General features: G+C 68.1%; 21 protein-coding genes. 10 read left to right on the forward strand and 11 right to left on the reverse strand.

What is annotated here, in order from left to right; all coding sequences use genetic code 11:
* The first annotated feature begins 1 nt into the window (after position 1).
* Genes BVI061214_RS10885 through BVI061214_RS10895 form a run of 3 tightly spaced genes read left to right on the forward strand, consistent with a single transcriptional unit; the run spans position 2 to position 5238 of the window.
* Positions 2 to 1180 carry an efflux RND transporter periplasmic adaptor subunit gene (locus BVI061214_RS10885; RefSeq protein WP_053768393.1) on the forward strand — a complete coding sequence of 393 codons (1179 nt, stop codon included), beginning with the start codon at positions 2 to 4 and terminating at the stop codon, positions 1178 to 1180.
* Positions 1177 to 4482, forward strand: a complete 3306-nt coding sequence (locus BVI061214_RS10890; protein WP_053768394.1) for an efflux RND transporter permease subunit — start codon at positions 1177 to 1179, stop codon at positions 4480 to 4482. Before BVI061214_RS10885 ends, BVI061214_RS10890 begins: the two co-directional genes overlap by 4 nt.
* A gap of 3 nt (positions 4483 to 4485) precedes the next feature.
* Positions 4486 to 5238, forward strand: a complete 753-nt coding sequence (locus tag BVI061214_RS10895) for an alpha/beta hydrolase (RefSeq protein WP_053768395.1) — start codon at positions 4486 to 4488, stop codon at positions 5236 to 5238.
* Positions 5239 to 5339: 101 nt separating this feature from the next.
* Here BVI061214_RS10895 and BVI061214_RS10900 read toward each other — a convergent pair whose 3' ends face one another.
* Entirely contained in the window at positions 5340 to 6074 is a 735-nt protein-coding gene (locus tag BVI061214_RS10900; RefSeq protein WP_053768396.1) for a restriction endonuclease, read from the reverse strand.
* A 146-nt stretch (positions 6075 to 6220) separates the two neighbouring features.
* On the opposite strand from BVI061214_RS10900, the gene BVI061214_RS10905 reads away from it, so the two are divergent.
* Positions 6221 to 7066, forward strand: coding sequence for a transposase (locus BVI061214_RS10905; protein WP_053768397.1), 846 nt, complete (start codon positions 6221 to 6223; stop codon positions 7064 to 7066).
* 519 nt (positions 7067 to 7585) lie between these two features.
* Positions 7586 to 10291, forward strand: coding sequence for an aconitate hydratase AcnA (gene acnA, locus BVI061214_RS10910; protein WP_053768398.1), 2706 nt, complete (start codon positions 7586 to 7588; stop codon positions 10289 to 10291).
* A 70-nt stretch (positions 10292 to 10361) separates the two neighbouring features.
* On the opposite strand, the gene atpD is transcribed toward acnA, so the two are convergent.
* Genes atpD through BVI061214_RS10955 form a run of 9 tightly spaced genes read right to left on the reverse strand, consistent with a single transcriptional unit; the run spans position 10362 to position 18722 of the window.
* Complete coding sequence (atpD, locus tag BVI061214_RS10915; RefSeq protein ID WP_053768399.1) at positions 10362 to 11027, reverse strand: V-type ATP synthase subunit D; 666 nt, start codon at positions 11025 to 11027, stop codon at positions 10362 to 10364.
* Positions 11028 to 11037: 10 nt separating this feature from the next.
* Complete coding sequence (locus BVI061214_RS10920; RefSeq protein WP_053768400.1) at positions 11038 to 12474, reverse strand: V-type ATP synthase subunit B; 1437 nt, start codon at positions 12472 to 12474, stop codon at positions 11038 to 11040.
* Between the two features lie 11 nt (positions 12475 to 12485).
* Complete coding sequence (locus tag BVI061214_RS10925) at positions 12486 to 14222, reverse strand: V-type ATP synthase subunit A (RefSeq protein WP_053768401.1); 1737 nt, start codon at positions 14220 to 14222, stop codon at positions 12486 to 12488.
* A 12-nt stretch (positions 14223 to 14234) separates the two neighbouring features.
* A complete protein-coding gene (locus BVI061214_RS10930; RefSeq protein ID WP_196793484.1) occupies positions 14235 to 14549 on the reverse strand; it encodes a V-type ATP synthase subunit F in 315 nt (104 codons plus the stop codon).
* A gap of 2 nt (positions 14550 to 14551) precedes the next feature.
* The gene (locus BVI061214_RS10935; RefSeq protein ID WP_053768402.1) at positions 14552 to 15523 is read right to left on the reverse strand and encodes a V-type ATPase subunit; all 972 of its coding nucleotides are present in this window, start codon (positions 15521 to 15523) and stop codon (positions 14552 to 14554) included.
* Between the two features lie 3 nt (positions 15524 to 15526).
* The gene (locus BVI061214_RS10940; RefSeq protein ID WP_053768403.1) at positions 15527 to 16093 is read right to left on the reverse strand and encodes an ATP synthase subunit E; all 567 of its coding nucleotides are present in this window, start codon (positions 16091 to 16093) and stop codon (positions 15527 to 15529) included.
* Between the two features lie 56 nt (positions 16094 to 16149).
* Complete coding sequence (locus BVI061214_RS10945; protein WP_003046223.1) at positions 16150 to 16449, reverse strand: F0F1 ATP synthase subunit C; 300 nt, start codon at positions 16447 to 16449, stop codon at positions 16150 to 16152.
* Positions 16450 to 16461: 12 nt separating this feature from the next.
* On the reverse strand, positions 16462 to 18411 hold the full coding sequence (locus BVI061214_RS10950) for a V-type ATP synthase subunit I (protein ID WP_053768404.1): 1950 nt from the start codon (positions 18409 to 18411) through the stop codon (positions 16462 to 16464).
* Positions 18408 to 18722: a V-type ATPase subunit subunit G family protein gene (locus tag BVI061214_RS10955; RefSeq protein WP_053768405.1), complete on the reverse strand. Its 315-nt coding sequence runs from the start codon at positions 18720 to 18722 to the stop codon at positions 18408 to 18410. The genes BVI061214_RS10950 and BVI061214_RS10955 overlap by 4 nt, the downstream gene beginning before the upstream one ends.
* Positions 18723 to 18823: 101 nt before the next feature.
* Between BVI061214_RS10955 and BVI061214_RS10960 the strand changes: the two genes are divergently transcribed.
* On the forward strand, positions 18824 to 19969 hold the full coding sequence (locus tag BVI061214_RS10960; RefSeq protein WP_053768406.1) for a 23S rRNA (cytosine(1962)-C(5))-methyltransferase: 1146 nt from the start codon (positions 18824 to 18826) through the stop codon (positions 19967 to 19969).
* Here the strand turns inward: BVI061214_RS10960 and BVI061214_RS10965 are convergent.
* On the reverse strand, positions 19917 to 20324 hold the full coding sequence (locus tag BVI061214_RS10965) for a hypothetical protein (protein WP_053768407.1): 408 nt from the start codon (positions 20322 to 20324) through the stop codon (positions 19917 to 19919). The genes BVI061214_RS10960 and BVI061214_RS10965 overlap by 53 nt on opposite strands.
* A 28-nt stretch (positions 20325 to 20352) precedes the next feature.
* Between BVI061214_RS10965 and BVI061214_RS10970 the strand changes: the two genes are divergently transcribed.
* From BVI061214_RS10970 to BVI061214_RS10985, 4 genes are read left to right on the forward strand one after another with little or no spacing between them, the layout of a single operon-like run.
* Positions 20353 to 20562, forward strand: a complete 210-nt coding sequence (locus BVI061214_RS10970) for a DUF3248 domain-containing protein (RefSeq protein WP_003044566.1) — start codon at positions 20353 to 20355, stop codon at positions 20560 to 20562.
* Complete coding sequence (locus BVI061214_RS10975) at positions 20559 to 20924, forward strand: DUF3809 family protein (RefSeq protein ID WP_053768408.1); 366 nt, start codon at positions 20559 to 20561, stop codon at positions 20922 to 20924. The genes BVI061214_RS10970 and BVI061214_RS10975 overlap by 4 nt, the downstream gene beginning before the upstream one ends.
* Positions 20925 to 20944: 20 nt before the next feature.
* Entirely contained in the window at positions 20945 to 21619 is a 675-nt protein-coding gene (locus tag BVI061214_RS10980) for a metal-dependent hydrolase (RefSeq protein ID WP_003044573.1), read from the forward strand.
* A gap of 19 nt (positions 21620 to 21638) precedes the next feature.
* Entirely contained in the window at positions 21639 to 22436 is a 798-nt protein-coding gene (locus tag BVI061214_RS10985) for a serine/threonine-protein kinase (RefSeq protein WP_053768663.1), read from the forward strand.
* Positions 22437 to 22438 lie beyond the last annotated feature (2 nt).

Consider the following 22438-nt stretch of genomic DNA (forward strand, 5'->3'; position numbering starts at 1 on the left):
GATGAGAAAGGCTCTCCTACTCCTTCCCCTTCTCCTTGTGGCCTGCGCCCCCAAAAAGGCCGAGGCCCCTCAGGCAGAGGCCGAGCCCTCGAGGGTCCAGGTGCGGGTGGTGGAGGCCAGGCGGGGGGTTCTGGAGCGCGCCGCCCAGGTGGCCGTGACCCTGCAGGCCGAGCGGGACAGCCTGGTGGCCGCCGGGGCCTCGGGCCGGGTGCAAAGGACCCTTCCTGCGGGAAGCCGGGTGGCCCAGGGGGAGGGCGTGGTCTTCCTGGACCCCGCCCCCTTCCAGGAGGCCCTGGCCCAGGCCCGGCTGGCCCTGGCCCAGGCCGAGGCCAACCTGGAGCGGACAAAAAACCAGATCTCCGGAAACCGCCCCGCCCTCCTGGCCCAGCTGGAGGCGGCCAAGGCCCAGCTGGACGCTGCCAGAAGGCGCTACGAGGAGGGAAAGGCCCTCCTGGCGGTGGGGGCCCTGGCCCCCCTGGACCTCAAGACCCTGGAAGCCCAGTACCAGCAGGCCCAAAGCGCCTATGAGAGCGCCAAGGAGGCCCTAGACCGCCTGGATAGGGCGGAGGACCTGAGGCTTTTGGAGCTTCAGGTGGAGGCGGCCAGGCTCCAGGTGCGCCAGGCGGAGCGCAACCTCAAGGAGGCCACCATCCGCGCCCCCTTCGCCGGGGAGGTGGTGGAGGTCTACGTCAAGGAGGGCGAATTCGTGGGCGTGGGGAACCGGGCCTTCCGCCTGGCCACCACCGACCGCCTCCTGGCCAAGGCCTACCTTCCCCCCGAGGAGGCGGCCCGCCTCACCCCCGAGACCCGCTTCCTCCTCAGGCAAAGCGGCCAGGAGGTGCCCGCCCGCCTCCTGCGCAAGACGGACCTTCCCGGGCAGAACCGGCTGGTGGAGGTGGTCCTGAAGCCGGAAGCCCCCCTCACCCCCGGCCCGGCCGAGGCCCGGTACCAGGAGAAGGTGGCGGAGGGGATCCTCCTCCCCGCCCTGGCGGTGCGGGCGGAGGAGGGCCAGGCGGTGGTCTACGCCGTGGAAGGGGACAGGGCCCGCCGCCTCCCGGTGCGCCTTCTGGCCCAGGAAGGGGACAAGGCGGCGGTGGAAGGGCTTACGGAGGGGACCCTCGTGGTCTACCCCGTCCCCGAGGGGCTTAGGGAGGGGGACCTCCTGGAGGTGGTGCGGTGAGGGAAAACCCCCTGGTGGCCTTCTTCGTGGAGCGCTTCGTCTTCGCCACCGCCATCTTCGTGGGCCTGGTCCTGGTGGGGCTCCTCCTGGGCCTGGGCCTGGGGGTGGAGCTCCTACCCCGCTTCAGCGTGCCCGTGGTGGCGGTCTCCACGGCCTACCCGGGCGCCGGCCCCGAGGAGGTGGCGGAGCAGGTCTCCAAGCCCCTGGAGGACGCCCTCTCCACCCTAAGCGGGGTGGACACCATCGGCAGCTCCTCCACCGAGGGGTTCAGCCTGGTCTTCGTCCAGTTCCAGCAGGGGGTGAACGTGGACCAGGCCGCGGTGGAGGTCAGCCAGAAGGTGGCCGCCGCCCGGGGGAGCCTGCCCAAGGACGCTTCCGCTCCCGTGGTGCAGAAGTTTGACCCCTCGGCCAGCCCCATCCTCTACATCGCCCTCGAGGCCCCGGGGGAGGACCTCTCGGAGGTCCTCCGCTACGCCGAGCGCTCCCTGAAGCCCAGGCTTCAGCTGGTCCCCGGCGTGGCCGACATCCGCCTCACCGGGGCCCCCAAGCGGGCCATCCGGGTCTACCTGGACCCAAGCCGCCTCCAGGCCCTGGGCGTGGCCCCGGGGCAGGTGGTCCAGGCCATCTCCGCCTCCGCCCTCAACCTCCCCCTGGGAAGCCTCACCCAGGAGGAGAGGCGCCTGGTCTACACCCTGCGCTCCACCCCGGCCACCGCCGAGGAAGTGGCGGGCCTCCTCCTGGACCCCTCCCGAGGGGTAAGGGTGCGGGACGTGGCCCGGGTGGAGGAGCGCCCCGAGGCCCCCAGCACCCTAAACCGCCTGAACGGCCGCCCCGCCGTGCTTCTCGCCGTGGTCAAGACCCCTAGCGCCAACGCCGTGGCCGTGGCCGACGGGGTGAAGAAGGCCCTAGAGGGGACCAAGCTGCCCCCAGGCTACCGGGCGGAGGTGGCCCTGGACACCACCCGCTTCATCCGGGCGGCGGTGAACGACACCGTGCGGGAGGCCTTCCTAGCGGCCCTGGCCGTCTCTTTGGTGGTCCTCATCTTCCTGGGGAAGCTCAACTCCGTCTTCTCCGTGATCCTGGCCATCCCCATCACCCTCTCCGGGGCCATCCTCCTCTTCGGCGTTCTCGGCTTCACCTACAACCTGATCAGCCTCCTGGCCCTCACCGTGGCGGTGGGCATCGTGGTGGACGACTCCATCGTGGTGGCGGAGAACATTGACCGCTACCGCAGGATGGGCTTCGGCCCCAAGGAGGCGGTCCTCAAGGGGGCCAGCGAGGTGAGCGTGGCGGTGGCGGCGGCCACCTTAAGCCTCCTCGCCGTCTTCCTGCCCATCAGCTTCCTCCCCGGCATCATCGGCCAGATCTTCCAGCAGTTCGGCCTGGGCATGGCGGCGGCCATCGCCGTGAGCTGGCTGGAGGCCCTCCTCTTCCTCACCGTGCGCCTGGCCTACTTCCCGGACCCCGAGCCCCCCACCTTCCGGGAGGCCTTAAGGGCCCTCACCCTCCTCCCCCAGGACCTGGCCTGGGCCTACCGCCGGGGCTTCCGCACCCCTTTGGGCCTCCTTCTGGGGCTTCTTCTGGCCTACCTCCTCCTGCAAAGGGGGCCCCTATTCCTCCTCCTTCTCCCCCTCTACCCCGCCCTCCTAGGCCTCCTCCGCTATCTGGGGCGGGCCTTCTTAGACTTCATGGGCGCCCTCACCCGGTTCCTCCACCAGGGGGCGGAAGGGAGCCTTTTCCGCCTCACCGAGGCCTACGCCCGGGGGCTTAGGAGGGTCCTGGCCCGGCCCTACCTGGTCCTGGGGGTGGCGGCCTTGGCCTTTCTCTCCATCTTCCCCATCCTGCCCAGGATCCCCTTCAACTTCGTCCCCCGCTCGGACACCGGGGTCCTGACCGCCACCCTGCTCCTGCCCAAGGACACGCCCCTCGCCGTCTCCGACCGGGCGGCGAGGGCCCTCGAGGCCCGCTTTCTGGCCCACCCCGCCGTGGCCCGGGTGGTGACCACGGTGGGGGCCAGCGCCACCGGCGGGGCCCAGGTGGGGGACCCCTCCCGGGTCCAGCTCCAGATCGTCCTCAAGCCCAAGGGGGAGCGGGAGGACATCTTCACCCTGACCAAGGTCCTGAACCGGGAGGGCAGGGAGGCCCTAAAGGGCTTCCCCGGGGCCGACCTCCGGGTCCTGGCCCAGACCGGCCCCGAGGCCGGGGACGCCGACCTCCAGTTCTTCGTCACCAGCCCCGACCGGGCCCTTCTGGAAAAGCGCGCCGCCGAGATCGTCGCCTACATCGCCGAGAAGCCCTACGTCCTGAGCGTGAAGAGCACCCTCGAGGCCACCCAGCGGGAGAGGGTCTTCGTGCCGGACCCCTCCCGGCTCGCCGGCACCGGCCTCACCCCCGGGGACCTGGCCCAGGCCCTCAGGCTTTACCTCTCCGGGACCCAGGCGGCCACCGCCCGCAGGAGCGGGGAGGAGTTCCCCATCGTGGTCCAGGCCGACCCCTTCAGCCTGGGGGGCGAGGCCGACCTCCTCTCCCTCCCTGTCTACGCCCCCGCCCTCCAGGCTTTCCTGCCCCTCGGGAGCCTGGGGCGGTTTGAGGAGCGCCCGGGGCCCACCCTCATCTCCCGCCGCAACCAGGCTTACACCGCCGGCATCAACATCAATCTGAAGCCCGAGGCCCCGGGGAGCTTCCAGATCCAGCGGGAGCTGGAAACGGAGCTCAAAGCCCAGGGCCTTCTGGGGAACGGGGTGGAGATCCTGGCCACCGGCCTCGGGAGCTTCACCGGGGAGCTGGCCCGCCTGGCCCCCCTGGCCTTCTTGCTGGCCCTGGTCCTCAACTACCTGGTCATCGCCAGCCAGTTCAACGCCTGGCGCTACCCCCTCTACCTCCTCCTCCCGGTGCCCTTGGCCCTGGTGGGGGCCTTCTGGCTCACCTACCTCCTGGGCACCGGCCTGGACGTGATCAGCGTCCTGGGGGTGGTGATGCTGATCGGCCTGGTCACCAAAAACGCCATCCTCCTCCTGGACTTCGCCGTGAAGCGCATGCGGGAGATGCCCCTCAAAGAGGCCCTGGTGGAGGCGGCCAGGCTCCGGCTTAGGCCCATCCTCATGACCACCCTCACCGTCCTCATCATCAGCCTCCCCCTCCTGCTGGGCACCGGCGAGGGGGCCGAGTACCGCCGGCCCCTGGGGGTCATCATCCTGGGGGGCCTCCTCTCCTCCACCCTCCTCACCCTCTTCGTGGTGCCCGCCGCCTTCTTCGCCTTTGAGGGGCGGCGGGCCAGGAAAGAGGAACCCGCGCTGAGGTGAGCCGTGAACGCCAAACGCCTCATCTTCTTCCTCGTGCTCTCTGCCCTGGCCTTAGGGGGGGTCCTCCTTGGGGTGGCCTTCTACCTCTTCAGGCCCCTGAAGGCGGAGGCCATCGTCCAGGACTACCTGAAGGCCCCCGGGCTAAGCCTGAAGGAAGCCCCATACGGCGTTGAACTCTTTCCCCAAAGCCCCAGGGCCCTCCTGGCCTTCTACCCCGGGGCCCGGGTGGACCCCCTGGCCTACGCCCCGGTCCTGGCCCCGGTGGCCCAGGCGGGGTATTTGGTGGTCCTCCTCAAGGTGCCCTCGGGGATCGCCCTTTTAGGCAAGGAGCGGGCTCTGGAAGCGAAAAGGGCCCACCCCGGCCTCCCCCTGGTGGTGGGGGGGCACAGCCTGGGCGGGGTGGCGGCGGCGGAGGTGGCGGCCCGGGAAGGGCTTCCCCTCCTGCTCTTCGCCGCCTACCCCGAAGGGGACCTCTCTGGGGTGCGCCTTCCCACCCTGGCCCTTTACGGAACCGAAGACGGCCTCCTGCCCCCAAAGGAGGCCCGGGAAAAGGCCAAAAGGCTTCCCCAAGGAGCCCGGGTGGTCTTCATAGAGGGCCTGAACCACGCCGGCTTTGGCGCCTACGGGGCGCAAAGGGGAGACAGGCCGGCCAAAAGGCCCCGGGAGGAGCTCTGGGCGGAGATCCGCCAGGAGGTCCTCCTCTTTTTGGAAAGCCTGGGTCTGGACACGCCTCCCCCTCCCCAGGCGCTACGCTGAGGGCCAGGGGCAAAGTTGGATAGGGGTGCAAAAGTCCGGGCCTCGAGGCCCCTCCTAAGGGAAGAGGGGGGAGCCTATCCCCCCTCCCTTTCCCCATCCGCTCAAAAGTCAAAGGCGGACCAGAGGCCCTTGTCCACGATGAGCTCCGCCAGTTCCCTCCCGCCCAGGATGCCGATCCGCAGGTTTTCCCGGTTCAGGTACTCCTCGGCTGCGCGGTAGGCCTCCTCGCTCACGTCCCCCGTGGTGATCACCAGGCCCATATCGGCCACCCCCGCCCGCAGGGCCTGGGCCAGCTGGTCCACCGCGTCCTTTCCCATGGGTTTTCCGGGCTGATAGAACTTGGCCTGGATGCCGACGGTGACCAGCAACCCGCCCATGAGTTGGAAACGGGCTATCACGTCCGCCCCCTGGTCGCTCCTTCGGGGGACCCACTTCGCCTCCACAGCTCCCACGGCCTGAGCCATCCTCTCCACGAGGGTTTCAAAGCGGTCGGGGTTCATGCGGCCTTGGGTGAGCTCCTGGCGCACGGCCTCCACCATGCGGGCGCGAAGTTCCTGGGCCAGGTTGGGCGTTTCGCCCCGCTTGGCGTCCTCCAGGACCTTTTCAATGTGTTTCACCAGGTCGCTGGTGTCCAAGAGAGTCCCGCGGGCCTTCATCCGGCTCTGCAGGGCGGCCGAGGCCAGCTCGCGGGGGATGGGCTTCTTGTCGTTGAGCCAGCGGACGAGCCTGCGGTGGGCAGCGACGGGGTGGCTCTCGTCGTAGTAGGGGTCCCCCACCACCTCGGCCACGTAGAACTGGCCCCCCGAGGGAACCACCACGTAATCTCCTGGCTTCATCTCTTACCACCAGAGGGACATCGCGAAGTTGCGCGCCAAACGGTTGTTCTCAATTTTATAGGCGGCTTTCACCCGCTCGCGGAAATAGTAATACCTTCGTGTGCTACTTGACCCCAACCCCTGGGGTGTGAAAAAAGGGGGGTGCTATGCTTCCAGACCGGGAGCACCCCCTCTACTATCTTGACGCAGAAACCCTCCTCGTGGCCATCTACGTCTGGGTAGATGACGAGCTCAAGGCCCTTCAGACCCAAGGGTTCAAGCTCCCCCCGAAGCAAAGGCACCAGAAAGCCACCCTGGCTGAACTCCTGACCCTGGCCATTTTTCTCCTGCTGCAGGGCCAGGACCTGGCCAAAGGCTACCTGGCCGCCAAGACCACCCTGAGGGCCTACTTCCCCTCCCTGCCCCACCTCTCCCGCTTTTATCGGGTCCTGCAAAAGGCCCAGGGGTTGTTGGCTCACCTGGCCATCCGCCTCGCCGGGGGGATGGGTCTCCTCCAGGTGGTGGACCTCAAACCCATCCCCCTGGCCCACGGCCACCGGGTCCACGGTCTCTCCCTCCCTGAAGCCGCTGTGGGCGTGGGGCCCCTGGGCGCGTTCGGCGGTTACGTGCTGATGCCGGTGATGAACGAGCGGGGCCTCTTTTTTCGCTGGGCCCTTCTCCCCGGAAATGCCCGGGAGACCTGGGGGAGGGACTTGGTGGCGGACCTCCCCGCGGTCTTGGGAGACCGGGGTTTTCGCTGGGTCCAGGGGGTCAAGACCCCACCCTATCGGGTCAGGGGAGGAAGGTTGGTGGAAACAGGGTGGAGAAGGTGGATGGGGAAGGTGCGCAACTGGATAGAGACGCGGTTCAGCGTGATGGTGCGGTCCTTGGGCCTTCACCGTATAGAAGCTCGGTCCTTTTGGGGCCTGGCGGCCCGGGTAAACCTGATCCTCTTGGTCCACAACCTCATTCGGAGCCGGGTCTTGCTCAGGATGGCCGGGGTGGAGCTATGAGGTAGCACACGAAGGAATAGCTCAGGCCCTCTGCCAATAGGCCCTTAACCTTTTTCCACCCCACGAAGATCTCGTCCTTCTCCAGGGCCTCCTGGGTCAAGTCCTGTTCCAGGGGGGCCAGCCGCAGAATAAAAACGTTCCTGCCTTCCATTCTCGCCCACCTCTCTCCGTCCCTTTTCCCTAAACCCTTTCTCCCCTAACGCCTTTCCCGGGCCAAGGTAAGGGCCGTCATGTTGCTTGCATCTTGCCCCCTAGGGGAGGCCCTACCGCCCCGGTTGCCGGGCTCCCACGCCCGCGGGATTGATGCCGCCCCGGCCTCCCCGCCGCACGGCATCCCGGTCGCCAAAGACCGCATCCGCATGGACGGCCCACGGGGTCGGGTGGCCACCTCCCTCACTCTACCCAACCCTCTAAGGTGCTATAGTGGGAAGCGCCGGGGCGGGCGCCCCCCCTCGGAGCCAGACTTCCCCCTAAAAGTAAGCGTCCCTTTTCCCCATGGGGGAAGGGAAAGGAGCGGGCATGAAGGACAGCTTTCAGACCCTGAAGACCCTGAGCGCGGCCGGCAAGACCTACGGCTACCACGACCTCACGGAGCTGGAGCGGAAGGGCCTGGCGGAGGTGAGCCGCCTCCCCTTCTCCATCCGGGTCATGCTGGAAAGCCTCCTGAGAAACGAGGACGGCTACCAGGTGACCCAGGAGGACATCCTGGCCCTGGCAAAGTGGCAACCGGAGCCCGGGGAGATCAACGTGCCCCTGAAGCTGGCCCGGGTCATCCTCCAGGACTTCACCGGGGTGCCGGCGGTGGTGGACCTGGCCGCCATGCGGGACGCCGTGGCCCGGCGGGGCGGCGACCCGGAGCGCATCAACCCCGTGGTCCCCGCTGACTTGGTCATTGACCACTCCGTGCAGGTGGACGCCTTCGGCACCGCCTACGCCTTCTTCTACAACGTGGAGAAGGAGTACGAAAGGAACCGGGAGCGCTACCTCCTCCTCAAGTGGGGGCAGCAGGCCCTCAAGAACTTCCGGGTGGTCCCCCCGGGCACGGGCATCGTCCACCAGGTGAACCTGGAGTACCTGGCCCAGGTGGTCATGACCGAGAAGCGGGACGGCCTCACCTTAGCCTTCCCCGACAGCCTGGTGGGCACCGACAGCCACACCACCATGGTGAACGGCCTGGGGGTCTTGGGCTGGGGCGTGGGCGGCATTGAGGCGGAGGCGGTGATGCTGGGCCAGCCCTACTACATGCTGGCCCCCAAGGTGGTGGGCTTCAAGCTCTACGGGGAGCTTCCCGAGGGGGCCACGGCCACCGACCTGGTCCTCACGGTGACCGAGATCCTGCGCAAGCACGGGGTGGTGGGCAAGTTCGTGGAGTTCTACGGCCCCGGGGTGGCCAAGCTCCCCCTGGCGGACCGGGCCACCATCGCCAACATGGCCCCCGAGTACGGGGCCACCATGGGCTTCTTCCCCGTGGACGAGGAGACCCTGAACTACCTCCGCCTCACCGGGCGGCCAGAAGAGCTGGTGGCCCTGGTGGAGGCCTACACCAAGGCCGTGAGCCTCTTCCGCACCCCCGAGGCCGAGGCGAAGATCCGCTACTCCGAGCACCTGGAGCTGGACCTTTCCACGGTGGAGCCCTCCCTGGCCGGCCCCAAGCGCCCCCAGGACCGCGTTCCCCTCAAGGAGGCCAAGAAGAGCTTCCTCCTCCACCTCACCAAGCCGGTGAAGGAGCGGGGCTTTGGCCTCTCGGAGGACCAGCTGGGAAAAAAGGTGCTGGTCAAAAGGCAGGACGAGGAGTTTGAGCTGGCCCACGGCTCCGTGGTCATCGCCGCCATCACCTCCTGCACCAACACCTCCAACCCCTCGGTGATGCTGGGGGCGGGGCTACTGGCCAAGAAGGCGGTGGAGGCGGGCCTGGACACCAAGCCCTGGGTCAAGACCTCCCTGGCCCCGGGCTCCAAGGTGGTGACCGACTACCTGGAGGCCTCCGGGCTTCTGCCCTTCCTCGAGGCCCTGCGCTTCCACGTGGTGGGCTACGGGTGCACCACCTGCATCGGCAACTCCGGCCCCCTGCCCGAGGACATCGCCAAGGCGGTGGAGGAAGGGGACCTGGTGGTGGCCGCCGTCCTCTCGGGGAACCGCAACTTTGAGGGGCGCATCAACCCCCACGTCCGGGCCAACTACCTGGCGAGCCCCATGCTGGTGGTGGCCTACGCCCTGGCCGGCCGCATGGACATTGACCTGGCCACCGAACCCCTGGGCTTTGACCCCAACGGCAAGCCCGTCTACCTGAAGGACATCTGGCCCTCCATGGAGGAGATCCAGGAGGCCATCCGCAAGACCCTGGACCCGGAGCTCTTCAAGAAGGAGTACAGCCGGGTCTTTGAGGGGGACGAGCGCTGGCAGGCCCTCCCCGCCCCCACCGGCACCCTCTACGCCTGGGACCCGGAGAGCACCTACATCCAGAACCCGCCCTTCTTTGAGGACCTGGGCCAGAGGAAGGTGGAGGACATCAAGGGAGCGCGGGTCCTCCTGGTGCTGGGAGACTCCGTGACCACGGACCACATCTCCCCCGCCGGGGCCATCCCGGTCAAGAGCCCTGCCGGCCAGTACCTTCTCAGCAAGGGCGTGAAGCCCGAGGAGTTCAACTCCTACGGCTCCCGACGCGGCAACCACGAGGTGATGGTGCGGGGCACCTTCGCCAACATCCGCATCAAGAACCTCATGCTGGACGGTATTGAAGGGGGCTATGCCAAGAAGCTCCCCGAGGGGGACGTGGACTTCGTCTACAACGTGGCCATGCGCTACAAGGCGGAGGGGACGCCCCTCATCGTCATCGCCGGCAAGGAGTACGGCACGGGCTCCAGCCGGGACTGGGCCGCCAAGGGCACCTACCTCCTGGGCATCAAGGCGGTCCTGGCGGAGAGCTACGAGCGCATCCACCGCTCCAACCTGGTGGGCATGGGGGTCCTGCCCCTGGAGTTCCTGCCCGGGGAGAACCGGGAGACCCTGGGCCTCACCGGCTACGAGGTCTATGACATCCTGGGCCTCACCGACCTCTACCCCAGGAAGCGGGTGGACGTGGTGGCCAGGCGGGAAGACGGCTCCGAGGTCCGCTTCCAGGCCATCGCCCGCCTGGACACCCCGGTGGAGGTGGACTACTACAAGAACGGGGGCATCCTCCAGACCGTCCTCCTCAACATGCTGAAGGAGGCCCGGGCCCAGTAAAGGCCGAGGCCCCGGGGGCTTCCCGGGGCCTTTGGGGTCCCCGCTGTGGCGAAGGCCACGGCGGGGTATTTTAAAGCCCGGCCCCGATCTCCAGGTGGGGGTTCGGGCGGCCTCCTTCCTCCGCCTCCCGGGCCTCAATCTTGCCCTTGATGCGCTTGAGGCGGAAGGTGTCCTCCCTTTCCCTCTGCTCCAGGACCTGCTGGATGAAGCGGATCTGCCCCCTAATCCCCGGAATCACCACCTGCTCCAGGGCGTTCACCCGCCGGGTGGTCTTCTTGATCTCCTCGCCGATCTTCTTGAGGCGGGTCTCGGTGTTGGCCACCTGGACCAAAGCCTCGGCGTAGCGGCGGAAGGCCTTCTGGGCCTCGAGGGTGTAGGCGGGGGTGCCCACGGGGGAAAGAAGGACCTCGGGGAAGGTGGCCTTGAGCCTAGGCACCTTGCTTCCCCAGACGTTTTCCACCTCCGCCTCCACCCCCTCCACCGGGGGGACGCCCAGGCTGGCCCCGGCCACCGCCTCGGGGCCGTCAAAGGCCTGGGCCAGAAGCAGGGCGGCGTAGGCCTCCTTGGCGGCCTGGTTCAGGGCCTTCCTGGCCTCCAAGGCCTCCCGCACCAGGCCGAAGAACTCGGCCACCAGGGCGTCCCGCTTCTTCTTTAAGAGGTCCACCCCCTTCTGCGCCAGGCGGAGCTGCCCCCGCCTTTGCAGAAGGTTCATCCGGGTGGGACTGACCTGGCTCATCTACCCCCCTTTAGTCCAGGGCCTGGGGCGCGCCCCAGATCTCCTCCAGCTTCTGCCCGTAGTACTTGCCGATGTGGTCCCTAGAGATCCGCTTGAGCTCGCCCTGGGGAAGCATGGAGAGGAGGGCCCAGGCGATCTGCAAGCTCTCCTCAATGGAGCGGTTCTGCTGGCCCTGGTTGATGAAGTGCTTCTCAAAGGCATCGGCGAACTGCAGGTAGCGGCGGTCGTTCTCCGTGAGGGCATCCTCGCCGATGATGGCCACCAGCTTGCGGATGTCCACGCCGTTGGCGTAGGCGGAGTAGAGCTGGTCGGAGACCTGCTTGTGGTCCTCCCGGGTCTTGCCCTTGCCCACGCCGTTGTTCATGAGCCGGGAGAGGGAGGGCAGGGGGTCAATGGGCGGGTAGATGCCCTTGCGGTGCAGCTCCCGGGAGAGCTGGATCTGCCCCTCGGTGATGTAGCCCGTGAGGTCGGGGATGGGGTGGGTGCGGTCGTCGTCGGGCATGGAGAGGATGGGGATCTGGGTCACCGAGCCCTTCTTGCCCTGCACCACCCCGGCCCGCTCGTAGATGGTGGCCAGGTCGGTGTACATGTAGCCGGGGTAGCCGCGGCGGCCGGGGATCTCCTCGCGGCTGGCCCCGATCTCCCGCAGGGCCTCGCAGTAGTTGGTCATGTCGGTGAGGATGACCAGGACGTGGTAGTCATGCTCAAAGGCCAGGTACTCGGCCACGGTGAGGGCCATGCGGGGGGTGAGGATCCTTTCAATGGTGGGGTCGTCGGCCTTGTTGAGGAAGAGGACCGAGCGGCTAAGGGCCCCCGTGCGCTCAAACTCCTGGATGAAGTAGGAGAGCTCCCGCTGGGTGATGCCCATGGCGGCGAAGACCACGGCGAAGGGCTCCTCCTTCTCTCCCTCCCCGGAGAGGTCGGGGCGCACCGTGGCCTGGCGGGCGATCTGGGCGGCGATCTCGTTGGCGGGGAGGCCCGAGCCGGAGAAGATGGGGAGCTTCTGCCCCCGCACCAGGGTGTTCATGACGTCAATGGTGGAGATGCCCGTCTGGATGAACTCCTCCGGCTTCCTGCGGGCCACGGGGTTCAGGGGCAGGCCCACGATGGGCAGGCGCTTCTCCGGGGTGATGGGGGGAAGGCCGTCAATGGGCTTACCGATGCCGTTGAAGCGCCGCCCCAGCATCTCCTTGGAAACCCCAAGCCGGGCCACGTCCTCCACCAGGCTGACGCTGGTGGTGGCCAGGTCCAGGCCCGTGGTCTCCTCAAACACCTGGATGACGGCGTACTCCTCGGAGACCTCAATGACCTGCCCGCCGCGGACGCGCCCGGTGCCGTCCTTGATGTCCACGATGGCCCCGTAGGCCAGGTCCTTGGCGTTCTCCACGAAGAGCAGGGGCCCCGAGATGTAGGTGACGCCGGTGTACTCCTTCTTCAAGAGGTCCATGCTTCACCTCCTCAGGCCAGGGCCCTGAAGGCCCCCTCAATCTCCCTCATGGCCTCCTCAAAGTAGCGGGGGAACTCCTCCTCGCTCACGTAGCGGGCCCGGCCAATGCGCTCAATGACCGGGAGGGCCAGGATCTCGTCTATGGAGACCCCGCGGCGGATGGCCGCCTCCGCCTCCTTGTAGAGGGTGAGGATCATCTTCATGATGCCGTAGGCCTTCCTCATGGAGCAGTAGGCGTCAATCTCGTGGTAGGCGTTTTGCTGGAGGAAGTCCTCCCGGATGATGCGGCCCACCTCAATGACCAGGCGCTCGGCGTCCTGCAGGGCGTCGGGCCCCACCAGCTGGACGATCTCCTGGAGGCCCGCTTCCCTCTGGAGGAGCTCGGAGATGGCGTCCCGGAGCTCGGGGTAGTCGGGGGCCACGTTCTGGCGGTACCAGGGGTCCAGGGCCCCGGTGAAGAGGCTATAGGAGCCGTTCCAGTTAATGGCCGGGAAGTGGCGGCGGAAGGCCAAGGAGGCGTCCAGCCGCCAGAAGGCCCCCACGATGCGCAGGGTGGACTGGGTCACGGGCTCGGACATGTCGCCGCCCGGAGGGGAGACCGCCCCCACGATGGTCACCGCCCCCTCCTCGCCCCCCAGGGTGATGACCTTGCCGGAGCGCTCGTAGAAGGCGGCGAGGCGGGCCGCCAGGTAGGGGGGGTAGCCCTCTTCGGCGGGCATCTCCTCGAGGCGGCTAGAGATCTCGCGCAGGGCCTCGGCCCAGCGGCTGGTGGAGTCGGCCATGAGGGCCACGGCGAAGCCCTGGTCGCGGAAGTACTCGGCGATGGTCACCCCCACGTAGATGCTGGCCTCGCGGGCGGCCACGGGCATGTTGGAGGTGTTGGCGATGAGCACCGTGCGGTGCATGAGGGGCCCCCCGGTCTTGGGGTCGGTGAGCTCGGGGAACTCCACCAAAACGTCCGTCATCTCGTTGCCCCGCTCCCCGCACCCCACGTAGACCACCACATCGGCGTTGGACCACTTGGCCAAAGACTGCTGGGTCACGGTCTTACCGCTGCCAAAGGGCCCCGGGATGGCCGCCGTCCCCCCCATGGCCACGGGGAAGAGGACGTCCAGGATCCGCATCCCCGTCAGGAAGGGGGTGTTGGGGTCCAGCTTCCGCTGGATGGGCCTGGCCCGGCGCACGGGCCAGGTGTGGTACATCTTGAGCTCGGTGCCGTCCTCCAGGACCACCACCGGCTCCTCCACCGTGTACTCCCCGGCGGGCTTCACCTCCTTGACCCGGCCCTTCACGTCCGGGGGCACCAGGATCTTGTGGGTGAAGTTGAACTCGGGGACGGTGCCCAGGACCATGCCCCCCTTGACCTCATCCCCGGGTTTCACCACAGGGGTCCAGGCCCACTTCCGCTCCCGGTCCAGGGCGTGGACCACCACGCCCCGGGTGATGTAGATGCCGGTCTTCTCCCGGATGCGCTCCAGGGGACGCTGGATGCCGTCGTAGATGCCGTTGAGCATCCCGGGGCCCAGCTCCACCGCTAAGGGAAGCCCGGTGGAGACCACGGGCTCCCCCACCTTGAGGCCCGAGGTGTCCTCGTAGACCTGGACGAAGGCCGTGTCCCCGTCCAGGCGGATGATCTCCCCCACCAGGCCCTCGTGGCCCACCTTGCAGATGTCGTACATGCGGGCCCCCAGCATTCCCTTGGCGATCACCGCCGGGCCCGCGATCTTCTGGATCACCCCTTGGATCATCTTCCCTCCATTCTACAGCTTGATGTCAAAGCCGATGGTCCTGCGCACCAGTTCCCGCATGTACCCTTCCACGTCGGGGTTCTGGAAGGCCTCCTTTAGGCCCGCTATGGGGAGCAGGACGGGGAGGTCCTTCCCCCGCATAAGCCGCTCCACCGCCTTCTCGGGCTCGGGGAGGAGGCCTCCGTCCACGGCCACCAGGGCGTACCCGCCCTTTTGCACAAGCTCCTCCAGCTTGGCCCTGGCCTCCTCAGCGGTGCGGGCGGCGTGGGCCTCGAGGCCCGAAAGCCTGAACCCCTGGGCGGACTCGGGATCGGCGATCACGGCGATCCTCATGCGCAGGTCACCTCCTCCTCCACCAGCTCCTTGGGCAGGCCAAAGTAGGCCCGCCGGGCGAGAAGCCTAAGGCGCATGGCCTCCCACTCCCGCTCCTTCACGTAGGCCAGCACCAGCCCCGCCCCCAGGGGATCGGCGGTCCCCTTCCTGGCTTCCTTAAGGAGAAGGCAGCGGAGCCTCCTTTCCAGCTCCTTCAGCTCCCGCACCCCGGAAAGCCCCGCCAAGGGGGTGCCGGAAAGCTCGTCCAAGGCGGCGTAGTCCCCCTCCAGGAGGCGGGCGAAGCGGAGGCGGTCCACGAAACGCCCCCCGCGGATGAAGAGGGCCTCGGGGTTCGCCTCCTGCCCCATGAGCTTGAAGGCGGTCCTTAGGTTCTCGGCGTCCACCTCCAGGGAGAGGTAGTCCCGAAGGGCGGGCTCCTCAAGGACCTTGGCCCCCTTGGCCACGTCCTCAAAGAAGCGCTTGGCGAGAAGGGCCTCCACCCGGGCCGGGTCCTGGGTCTCCCGCAAAACGGCCCTCAGGGCCCTGGCCAGGGGGTGGCCGGGCACGGAGAGGACCTGGGCCATCCCCGCCAGGTCCTGGGCCTCGTAGGCCTGCCGCCAGAGCTCCTCCTTGATGGTGCCGGGAAGGAGGGGAACCTCCTCAAAGGGGCGGCCCGTGGCCTTGGCCCTTAGGAGGGCCTGAAGGTTGGCGAGGTCCTGGCGCAGGAGGAGAAAACGCACCGCCTCCCTGGCCTCCCCGGTCACCAAGCGGGGAAGGTCCCCCACCAGCCTGGCCTGGGCCTGGGCGATGGCCCGGTCCACCTCGGAAAGCCCCTGCCCGGCCAGGTCCTGGCCGTAGGCGCTCTCCGAGAGGAGGCGGAGGAAGTCGGGGAAAGAGAGGTCCAGGGCCTCCTGGAAGAAGCTCTCCTTGAGGAGGGTGCCCCGCCTGGCCCGCACCCGGGCGTTCAGGTAGCCGAAGTCGTCCGCCATGGCCTAGCCCCAAAGCGCCTGGGCCACCTTGGAGGAGAGGGCGTCCCAGGCCCTTTCCAGGCGGCTTTCCAGGGCGTTTTCCACCTGGGTCTTGCCCCCCTGGCCCACGGCCCGCACCCCCAGGCGCAGGGCGGGATCGGGCAAGAGCTTGAGCCCCCGCTCCTGGGCCAGGGCCTCGAGGTGGGGCAGGTTCTCCGGGTGCGTGGCCAGGGCCTCGGGCTCCGCCAGGGCGGAGAGGGCCTCCAAGGCCAGCTTCCGCACCACCTCGGGCCACTCGGGCTTATGGGGAAGGGCCTTCAGGGCCTCGAGGGCCTTGGCCTTGAGCTCGGAGAGCACCTCCCCCTTGGCCTGGGCCCGGGCGGTGGAGAGGAGGAGCTCCCCGGCGCTCTCCGACCGGCGTAGGGCGGCCTGGAAAGCGGCCTCCAGAGCCCGCCTTTTCCCTTCCAGCAGGGCCTTGGCCCTGGCCTCGGCCTCGGCCTTCAGGCCCTCCGCCTTGGCCCTGGCCTCGGAGAGGATGGCCTGGATCTCCGCCTCCACCTCCTGGCTCAGAATGGCTTCCAGTTTGGACATGATCCCCCCTTTGGGAAAGGGCCAAGCCCTGGGAAGGGCCTGGCCCCAGAAGCCCCTTAGAGCTTGCCGTTCAGGATGAAGGCGATGAGCAGGCCGAAGATCACCAGGGTCTCGGGCAGGAGGAGGAAGATCAGGGCCGTACCGAAGTTGCCCCGGTCCTCGGCGATGGCCCCCACGCCCGCCGCACCGATGCGGGCCTGGGCCACGCCCGTGCCCAAAGCGGCTAGGCCCACGGCCAGGCCCATGCCCACGGCGATGAGGCCCCGGTCAAGGCCCCCGGAGGCCGCCGCCTCCTCCGCCGCCAACGCCAGAGCGCCGAAAACCGCCACCAGAACCAAAACCAGAAGCTTCTTCATCTCTTTCCCTCCCTAGTGCGTCTCGCGGACGCTTTTGAACGGCCGGTAAGGCCTGCCGTTCTCCTCGTAGAAGCCGAACTTGGTGAAGAACTCCACCCAGATGAGACGGATGGGCTGGAGCATGTGCCCTAAGGTGGTGAGGAGGAGGATGAGGAGGTGCAAAAGCCCCGCCACCACGATGCCCAGGAGCACGCCCACAAGCCCGAGTTTATCCGCTATGGCGAAGCCCACGTCGGTGAGAAGCCCCGCCAGAATCCCTCCGGCGGCCCCCACGGCGTAGATACGGATGTGGGAGAGGATGTGCCCCGCCTGGGTGAAGATCTCCGGAACCATGAGCCAGTTGCGGCTCGTGACCACGGCCAGCAAGAAGACCGCAAAGCCCAGGTACATGAGGGCGGAAAGCCACCCCGCCTGCAGGTTCCCCAGGTAGGAGGCGGCCAGGGCCAGGATGCCCAAGAGGCCTCCCAGGTAGCCCACGCCCTCCCAGAAGTGGCCCATATGCCGGTGCTTGAGGCCCAGGTAAGCCCGAAGGACGAAGCCGGCGAAGACCAGGACCACGCCGAAGGCCACGGAGAGGAGGATGAGGAGGTTGGCCGTCTTGGCGGTGTCAATGCGGTGGATGAGGATGGGGATGAGGCCCGGGTGCTCGGGGGTGGCGAAGACCCCTAGGTGCTCCAGGAAGGTGCCGAAGAACTCCCCGTAGATGAGGCCCCAGACCACGGTCCAGAAGACCATCCAGTTCAGGATGTAGACCAGCTTGGAAAGAACCGGGGGCTTCAGCTTGAGAGCGAAGAGGCCGATGACCAGGGGCTCGTTCCGCTTCACGTAGCCGGAAAGCCACCGCCCCACCAGGTAGAAGAGGAGGGCGTAGCCGATGTCCCCCACGATCATCCCGAACCAGAAGGGGAAGAAGATGGGGACCACCGGGGTGGGGTCAATGCTGCCGTACCTGGGGGTGTTGAGGAAGCTCACCAGAAGCTCAAAGGGCCTGACCCAGGGGGGGTTGTCCAGGGTCACGGGGATGCGGTCGGCCTCGTGGTGCTCGTCCACGGGCTCAAAGGCGTAGACCACCTGGCCCTGGTGGCGGGCCAGGGCCTCCTCCACCTTGGGCTTGGCCTTCACCGGGACGTAGCCCAGAAGGCCGAAGCCGAAGCGGCCCGAGGCCAGCTCCTCCAGGGCCTTGAGCCGGGCCACCTCGTCCTTGGCCCGGGTCCAGAGGCTCCGCAGGGTGGAGGCGGCCTCCTGGGCCAGCTTGAAGAGGGCCTGCCGCACCTCGGATAGCTCCCTAGGGGCGGCCTCGGCCCGCTCCTTGAGCTTCTTGGCCGCCTGGGAAAGGGGAAGGTCCCAAGGAAGCCGGAGTTCGGCCATCCCCGCCCGGGAAAGGGCCGCCTTGGCCGCCTCCTGGTCCCGGCGGTGGACCACGAGGAGGGCGGCGAGCCCCTTGCTGTAGGGCTCCGTGGCCAGGAGGAAGCGGTCCTCCAGGGCCTTTTTCAGGGACTCCTCCACCAGGGGGAGCTCCTTCTCCGTGAGGAGGAAGGGCATGACCCGGAAGAAGGGGCTTTCGTCCAGGCCGTGGGCCATCCCGGAAAGCTTCTCCAGGGGCTCCAGGTAGGCCTGGGCCAGGGAAAGCTCCTCTTCCAGCTCCTGGCGCTGGCGGGTGAGGCCCTCGGCGTGGCCCTGGATGGGGGCGAGGGCCCTCTCGGCCGCCTCGAGGCCCTCGGGGAAAGGCCTTGCCGGCTCGGGCTCCTGGCCCAGGAGGGCCAGGGTGTGCTCGGCCCCGGCGGCCACCCCTTCCCAGCGCCTCAGCTCCTCCCGCTCCTCGGGGGAAAGCCGGTACTCGGAAAGGGCCTCCACCCTGAGGGTCTCCAGGTGGACCACCCCCGCCTGCTGCAGGCTCTGGAGAAGCTCCTTGGCCCGGCCCTTGGGCCCGGCCAGGACCAGCTTCTCCATGGGGGCGATCACGGCAGGACCTCCTTCAGCACCAGGGCCAGGGCCTCCTCCAGGCGGGGCCCGGCCTTCTCCCTGACCGCCTTGGCCTCGGCCTCCGCCTGAGCCCGGTAGCGGGCCAGGATGGCCTCGGTCCCCTGGGCCTCCTTCTCGCGGTACTGGGCCTCCAGGGCCTTGGCCTTGGCCTCGGCCTCCTCCAGAAGGGCCCTAGCCTCGGCCTCCGCCCGCTTGAGGAGCTCCTCCGCCTCCTTCTTGGCGGCCTCGAGGCGGGCCAGGAGCTCCTTCTCCTTCTCCGCTAGGCTCTTTATAAGTCCCAGGCCTCCCATCGCCCCTCCCTATGTGAAAAGATGCGCAAACCGCACTCGCCGGCCATGATACCGGCTTCCGGGGCAAGCGTCAACCGACCCCGCCTAAGTATACTTAGGCGGTGCGGATTTTCGTCAACGAACGCGGAGCGGAAAGGCTTCTTTCCCGCCATCTTTGGGTCTTCGCCCGGGACGTGGTCTCGGGCCCCGAAGCCCCCGGGCTCTACCCCGTCTACTGGGGCAAGCGCTTCCTGGCCCTGGCCCTCTACAACCCCCAAAGCGACCTCCGGGTCCGGGCCTATCGCTTCCGCCCGGCGGAGGACCCGGAAAAGGCCCTCTTGGAAAACCTGGAGCGGGCCATCGCCCGCCGGCTTAGGGCCCTCGAGGCCGAGCCCGAAGGGGGCTTCCGCCTGGCCCACGCCGAGGGGGACTTCCTCCCCGGGCTCGTGGTGGACTACTACGCCGGCCACGCCGTGGTCCAGGCCACGGCCTACGCCTGGGAGGCGCTTCTGCCCCAGGTGGCCGAGGTCCTGAGGCCCCTGGTGAAAAGCGCCCTGGCCAAGAACAACGCCCGGGCCCGGGAGTTGGAAGGCCTCCCCCTCTACGTGCGCCCCCTCCTGGGCCAGGTGCCCGAGCGGGTGGTGGTCAAGGAGGGGCGGGTGCGCTACCTGGTGGACCTGGTGGCGGGCCAGAAGACCGGGGCCTTCCTGGACCAGCGGGAAAACCGCACCCTCATGGAAGGCTTCCGCGGAGAAAGGGCCTTGGACGTCTTCTCCTACGCCGGGGGCTTCGCCCTGCACCTGGCCTTGGGCTTTAAAGAGGTGGTGGCCGTGGACTCCTCCAAGGAGGCCCTGGCCCGGGCGGAGGAGAACGCCAGGCTGAACGGCCTCGCCTTGAAGACGGTGGAGGCCAACGCCTTTGACTACCTCCGGGCCCTGGAAAGGGCCGGGGAGCGGTTTGACCTCGTCGTCCTGGACCCTCCCGCCTTCGCCAAGGGGAAAAAGGACCTGGAGAGGGCCTACAGGGCCTACAAGGAGGTGAACCTGAGGGCCATCAAGCTCCTCAAGGAGGGGGGGATTCTGGCCACGGCCAGCTGCAGCCACCACCTCACCGAGCCCCTCTTCTACCAGATGCTCACCGAGGCCGCCCAGGACGCCCACCGGGTGCTCAAGGTGGTGGAGAAGCGGGGCCAGCCCTTTGACCACCCCGTCCTCCTCAACCACCCGGAGACCCACTACCTGAAGTTCGCCCTTCTAGAAGTTCTTTAAGGCGGGCCGCTACCGGCTCCACCGCCTCGAGGGCCAGGGGCAGGCGCTCCCCGCTTTTCAGGACCAGGACCAAGGCCTCCCTGCCCCGGGAGAGGGGCCCCGCGGGCCAGTACGCCCTTTCCAGCCCCCCGATCTCCTCCAAGGCAATCCGCCGCCCCAGGCCCAAGGGGGGAAGGAGGCGCAGGTGGTCGGGGAAGAGGAGGAGGCGCCACCCCCGCCGAAGCCGCCACCAGGGGTAGAGGAAAAGGAGCGCCCAAAGGGGCGCCCCCTCGAGGAGCACCAAAAGGAGGAGGCCCCCCACCCCCAGGGCGAAGGCCAGAGGAGAGAGGCGGGCGTAGGCCACCTCCAGAAGCATGGCCCCATTATGGCGGTAGACTGGAGGGGTGGAGAAGGACCTTCTGGAGGCTTTGGGCCAGCACCTGGTCTGGCGCATCGGCCGGGCTGAAGAGGAAGAGGTCCTGGTGGTGCGGGTGGGACTGGCCTCGGCCACGCCCCGCTTCAAGGAGCTTCCCCGCCTGGTCAACATCCCGGACGCGGAGATAGAGCGCCTCGCCCGCGAGGGCCGGGTCCGGGTGGAGTGGGTGGAGGGATGAAGGCCCTGGAGCTGGACCTGGGGAAAGGCCTCGAGGGGCTTCCCCTGGAGCTTTCCTGGGAGGGCCCCCTGCTGAAGGGCATCCTCCGCCAGGCCAACCCGGTTTTGGGCGAGGTGGCCCTTCCCTTCCAGAGCCGCCTAGAGGGCTCCCGCCTCACCCCCATCCCCCTGCCGCCCCCCGCTTTGGCCGTGGGCGGCGAGGTCCTGCCTAGGGGGGAGGGCCTCCTCCTGAGGCTTGAGGTGGACCTCCTCCTCCCCGAGGCCAGGACCTGGGGGGAGCGGGCCTTTTTCCGCCTCCTCAAGGCCATCTTCCTGCACACCCTGGAAAGGGCCCTTTCCCAGAAGACCCCTCTGGGACTATAGTGGCGGTGAAGGAGGTGCGTATGGTGGAGGTGCGGTATCTGGGCCACTCGGCGGTCTGGCTATCCGACGGCCAAACCCGGATCATCATAGACCCCTTCCTCACCGGCAACCCCATGGCGGCGGCCTCCCTGGCCGAGGTCCAGGCGGACCTCATCCTGGTGACCCACGCCCACGGGGACCACTTCGGCGACAGCGTGGCCCTCTCCAAGAAGGGCGGGGTGGTGGTCTCCACCTTTGAGATCGCCACCTACGCCGAAAAGCACGGGGCCAAGAGCGTGCCCATGAACATCGGGGGCACCTACCGCTTCGCGGGGGGCTTCGTCAAGTGGTTCCCCGCCTGGCACTCCTCCAGCTTCCCCGACGGCACCTACGGGGGCATGCCCATGGGGGTGGTGGTGGAGCTTGCGGGCAAGCGCATCTACCACGCCGGCGACACCGCCCTCTTCTCGGACATGGCCCTCATCGGCGAGCTTAACCTGGACCTCGCCCTCCTCCCCATCGGCGACCACTTCACCATGGGACCCGAGGACGCCCTGAGGGCCTTGGACCTCCTCAAGCCCAAAAGGGTGGTCCCCATCCACTACAACACCTTCCCCCCCATCAAGCAGGACGGGGAGGCCTTCGCCAGGAGGGCCCAGGAGAAGGGCGTGGAAGGGCACGCCCTGAAGCCGGGAGGGGTGCTGGTCCTTGACTAGGAAGGACTTCCGCCTCCTCATGCTCCTGGGCCTGGGGCAGACGGCCCAGGTCTATCTGGCCGAGGCCCCGGGCCTGGGGCGGGTGGCCCTGAAGCTCCCCAAGAAGGAGGTGCGAGAAGACCCCAGGCTGGCCGAGCGCTTCGCCCGGGAGGTCTCCTTCAGCCTCTCCCTGAAGCACCCCTACCTGGTCCGGGGCCTGGCCGGCGTGCCGCTCGGCGAGGAGGCCTTTTTGGCCCTGGAGTGCTTTCCCCAGGGGACCCTCGAGGCCAGGCTCCTGGAGGGCCGCCTGCCCCTGGAGGAGGCGGTGAAGGCGCTCACCCAGGTAGGGGAAGCCCTCCTCTACCTCCACGGGAAGGGCCTCCTCCACCAGGACGTGAAGCCCGCCAACGTCTTCGTGGGAGAAGGGATTTATAAGCTGGGGGACCTGGGCACCCTGCGCCCCATCGGCGATAGGACCCAGGAGTTCGCCGGAAGCCCCCACTATCTGGCCCCGGAGCTCTTCTTAGGAAACCTCCCCAGCGAGAAGAGCGAGGCCTACGCCTACGGCGTCATGGCCTATGAGCTCCTCACGGGGAAGAGACCCTTCAAAGGGGAAACCGTGGAGGAGCTACGGGACGCCCACCTCTTCCTCCCCCCGCCCCCCACCAGCCTTCCCCCCCGCCTGGACAAGGCCCTGAGGCGGCTTCTTGTCAAGGACCCCAAGGAGCGCCTGGGGATCGGGGAGTTTTTAGAGGCCCTCCGCACCTGGCAAGCGCCCGGGGGCGAAGCGCCCAAGGCGGCCAAGCCCAAGCGGCGCTTTCCCTTTTTTAGGAGCTAGCC

The sequence above is a fragment of the Thermus aquaticus genome, from assembly GCF_001280255.1.
Classification (GTDB): Bacteria; Deinococcota; Deinococci; order Deinococcales; family Thermaceae; genus Thermus; species Thermus aquaticus.

Excerpts from the sequence above, each read along its gene's own strand:
- BVI061214_RS10885 (WP_053768393.1), top strand. The coding sequence starts at position 2 with ATGAGAAAGGCTCTCCTACTCCTTCCCCTTCTCCTTGTGGCCTGCGCC.
- BVI061214_RS10900 (WP_053768396.1), bottom strand. The coding sequence starts at position 6,074 with ATGAAGCCAGGAGATTACGTGGTGGTTCCCTCGGGGGGCCAGTTCTAC.
- BVI061214_RS10905 (WP_053768397.1), top strand. The coding sequence starts at position 6,221 with ATGCTTCCAGACCGGGAGCACCCCCTCTACTATCTTGACGCAGAAACC.
- acnA (WP_053768398.1), top strand. The coding sequence starts at position 7,586 with ATGAAGGACAGCTTTCAGACCCTGAAGACCCTGAGCGCGGCCGGCAAG.
- atpD (WP_053768399.1), bottom strand. The coding sequence starts at position 11,027 with ATGAGCCAGGTCAGTCCCACCCGGATGAACCTTCTGCAAAGGCGGGGG.
- BVI061214_RS10920 (WP_053768400.1), bottom strand. The coding sequence starts at position 12,474 with ATGGACCTCTTGAAGAAGGAGTACACCGGCGTCACCTACATCTCGGGG.
- BVI061214_RS10925 (WP_053768401.1), bottom strand. The coding sequence starts at position 14,222 with ATGATCCAAGGGGTGATCCAGAAGATCGCGGGCCCGGCGGTGATCGCC.
- BVI061214_RS10935 (WP_053768402.1), bottom strand. The coding sequence starts at position 15,523 with ATGGCGGACGACTTCGGCTACCTGAACGCCCGGGTGCGGGCCAGGCGG.
- BVI061214_RS10940 (WP_053768403.1), bottom strand. The coding sequence starts at position 16,093 with ATGTCCAAACTGGAAGCCATTCTGAGCCAGGAGGTGGAGGCGGAGATC.
- BVI061214_RS10945 (WP_003046223.1), bottom strand. The coding sequence starts at position 16,449 with ATGAAGAAGCTTCTGGTTTTGGTTCTGGTGGCGGTTTTCGGCGCTCTG.
- BVI061214_RS10955 (WP_053768405.1), bottom strand. The coding sequence starts at position 18,722 with ATGGGAGGCCTGGGACTTATAAAGAGCCTAGCGGAGAAGGAGAAGGAG.
- BVI061214_RS10965 (WP_053768407.1), bottom strand. The coding sequence starts at position 20,324 with ATGCTTCTGGAGGTGGCCTACGCCCGCCTCTCTCCTCTGGCCTTCGCC.
- BVI061214_RS10975 (WP_053768408.1), top strand. The coding sequence starts at position 20,559 with ATGAAGGCCCTGGAGCTGGACCTGGGGAAAGGCCTCGAGGGGCTTCCC.
- BVI061214_RS10980 (WP_003044573.1), top strand. The coding sequence starts at position 20,945 with ATGGTGGAGGTGCGGTATCTGGGCCACTCGGCGGTCTGGCTATCCGAC.
- BVI061214_RS10985 (WP_053768663.1), top strand. The coding sequence starts at position 21,639 with ATGCTCCTGGGCCTGGGGCAGACGGCCCAGGTCTATCTGGCCGAGGCC.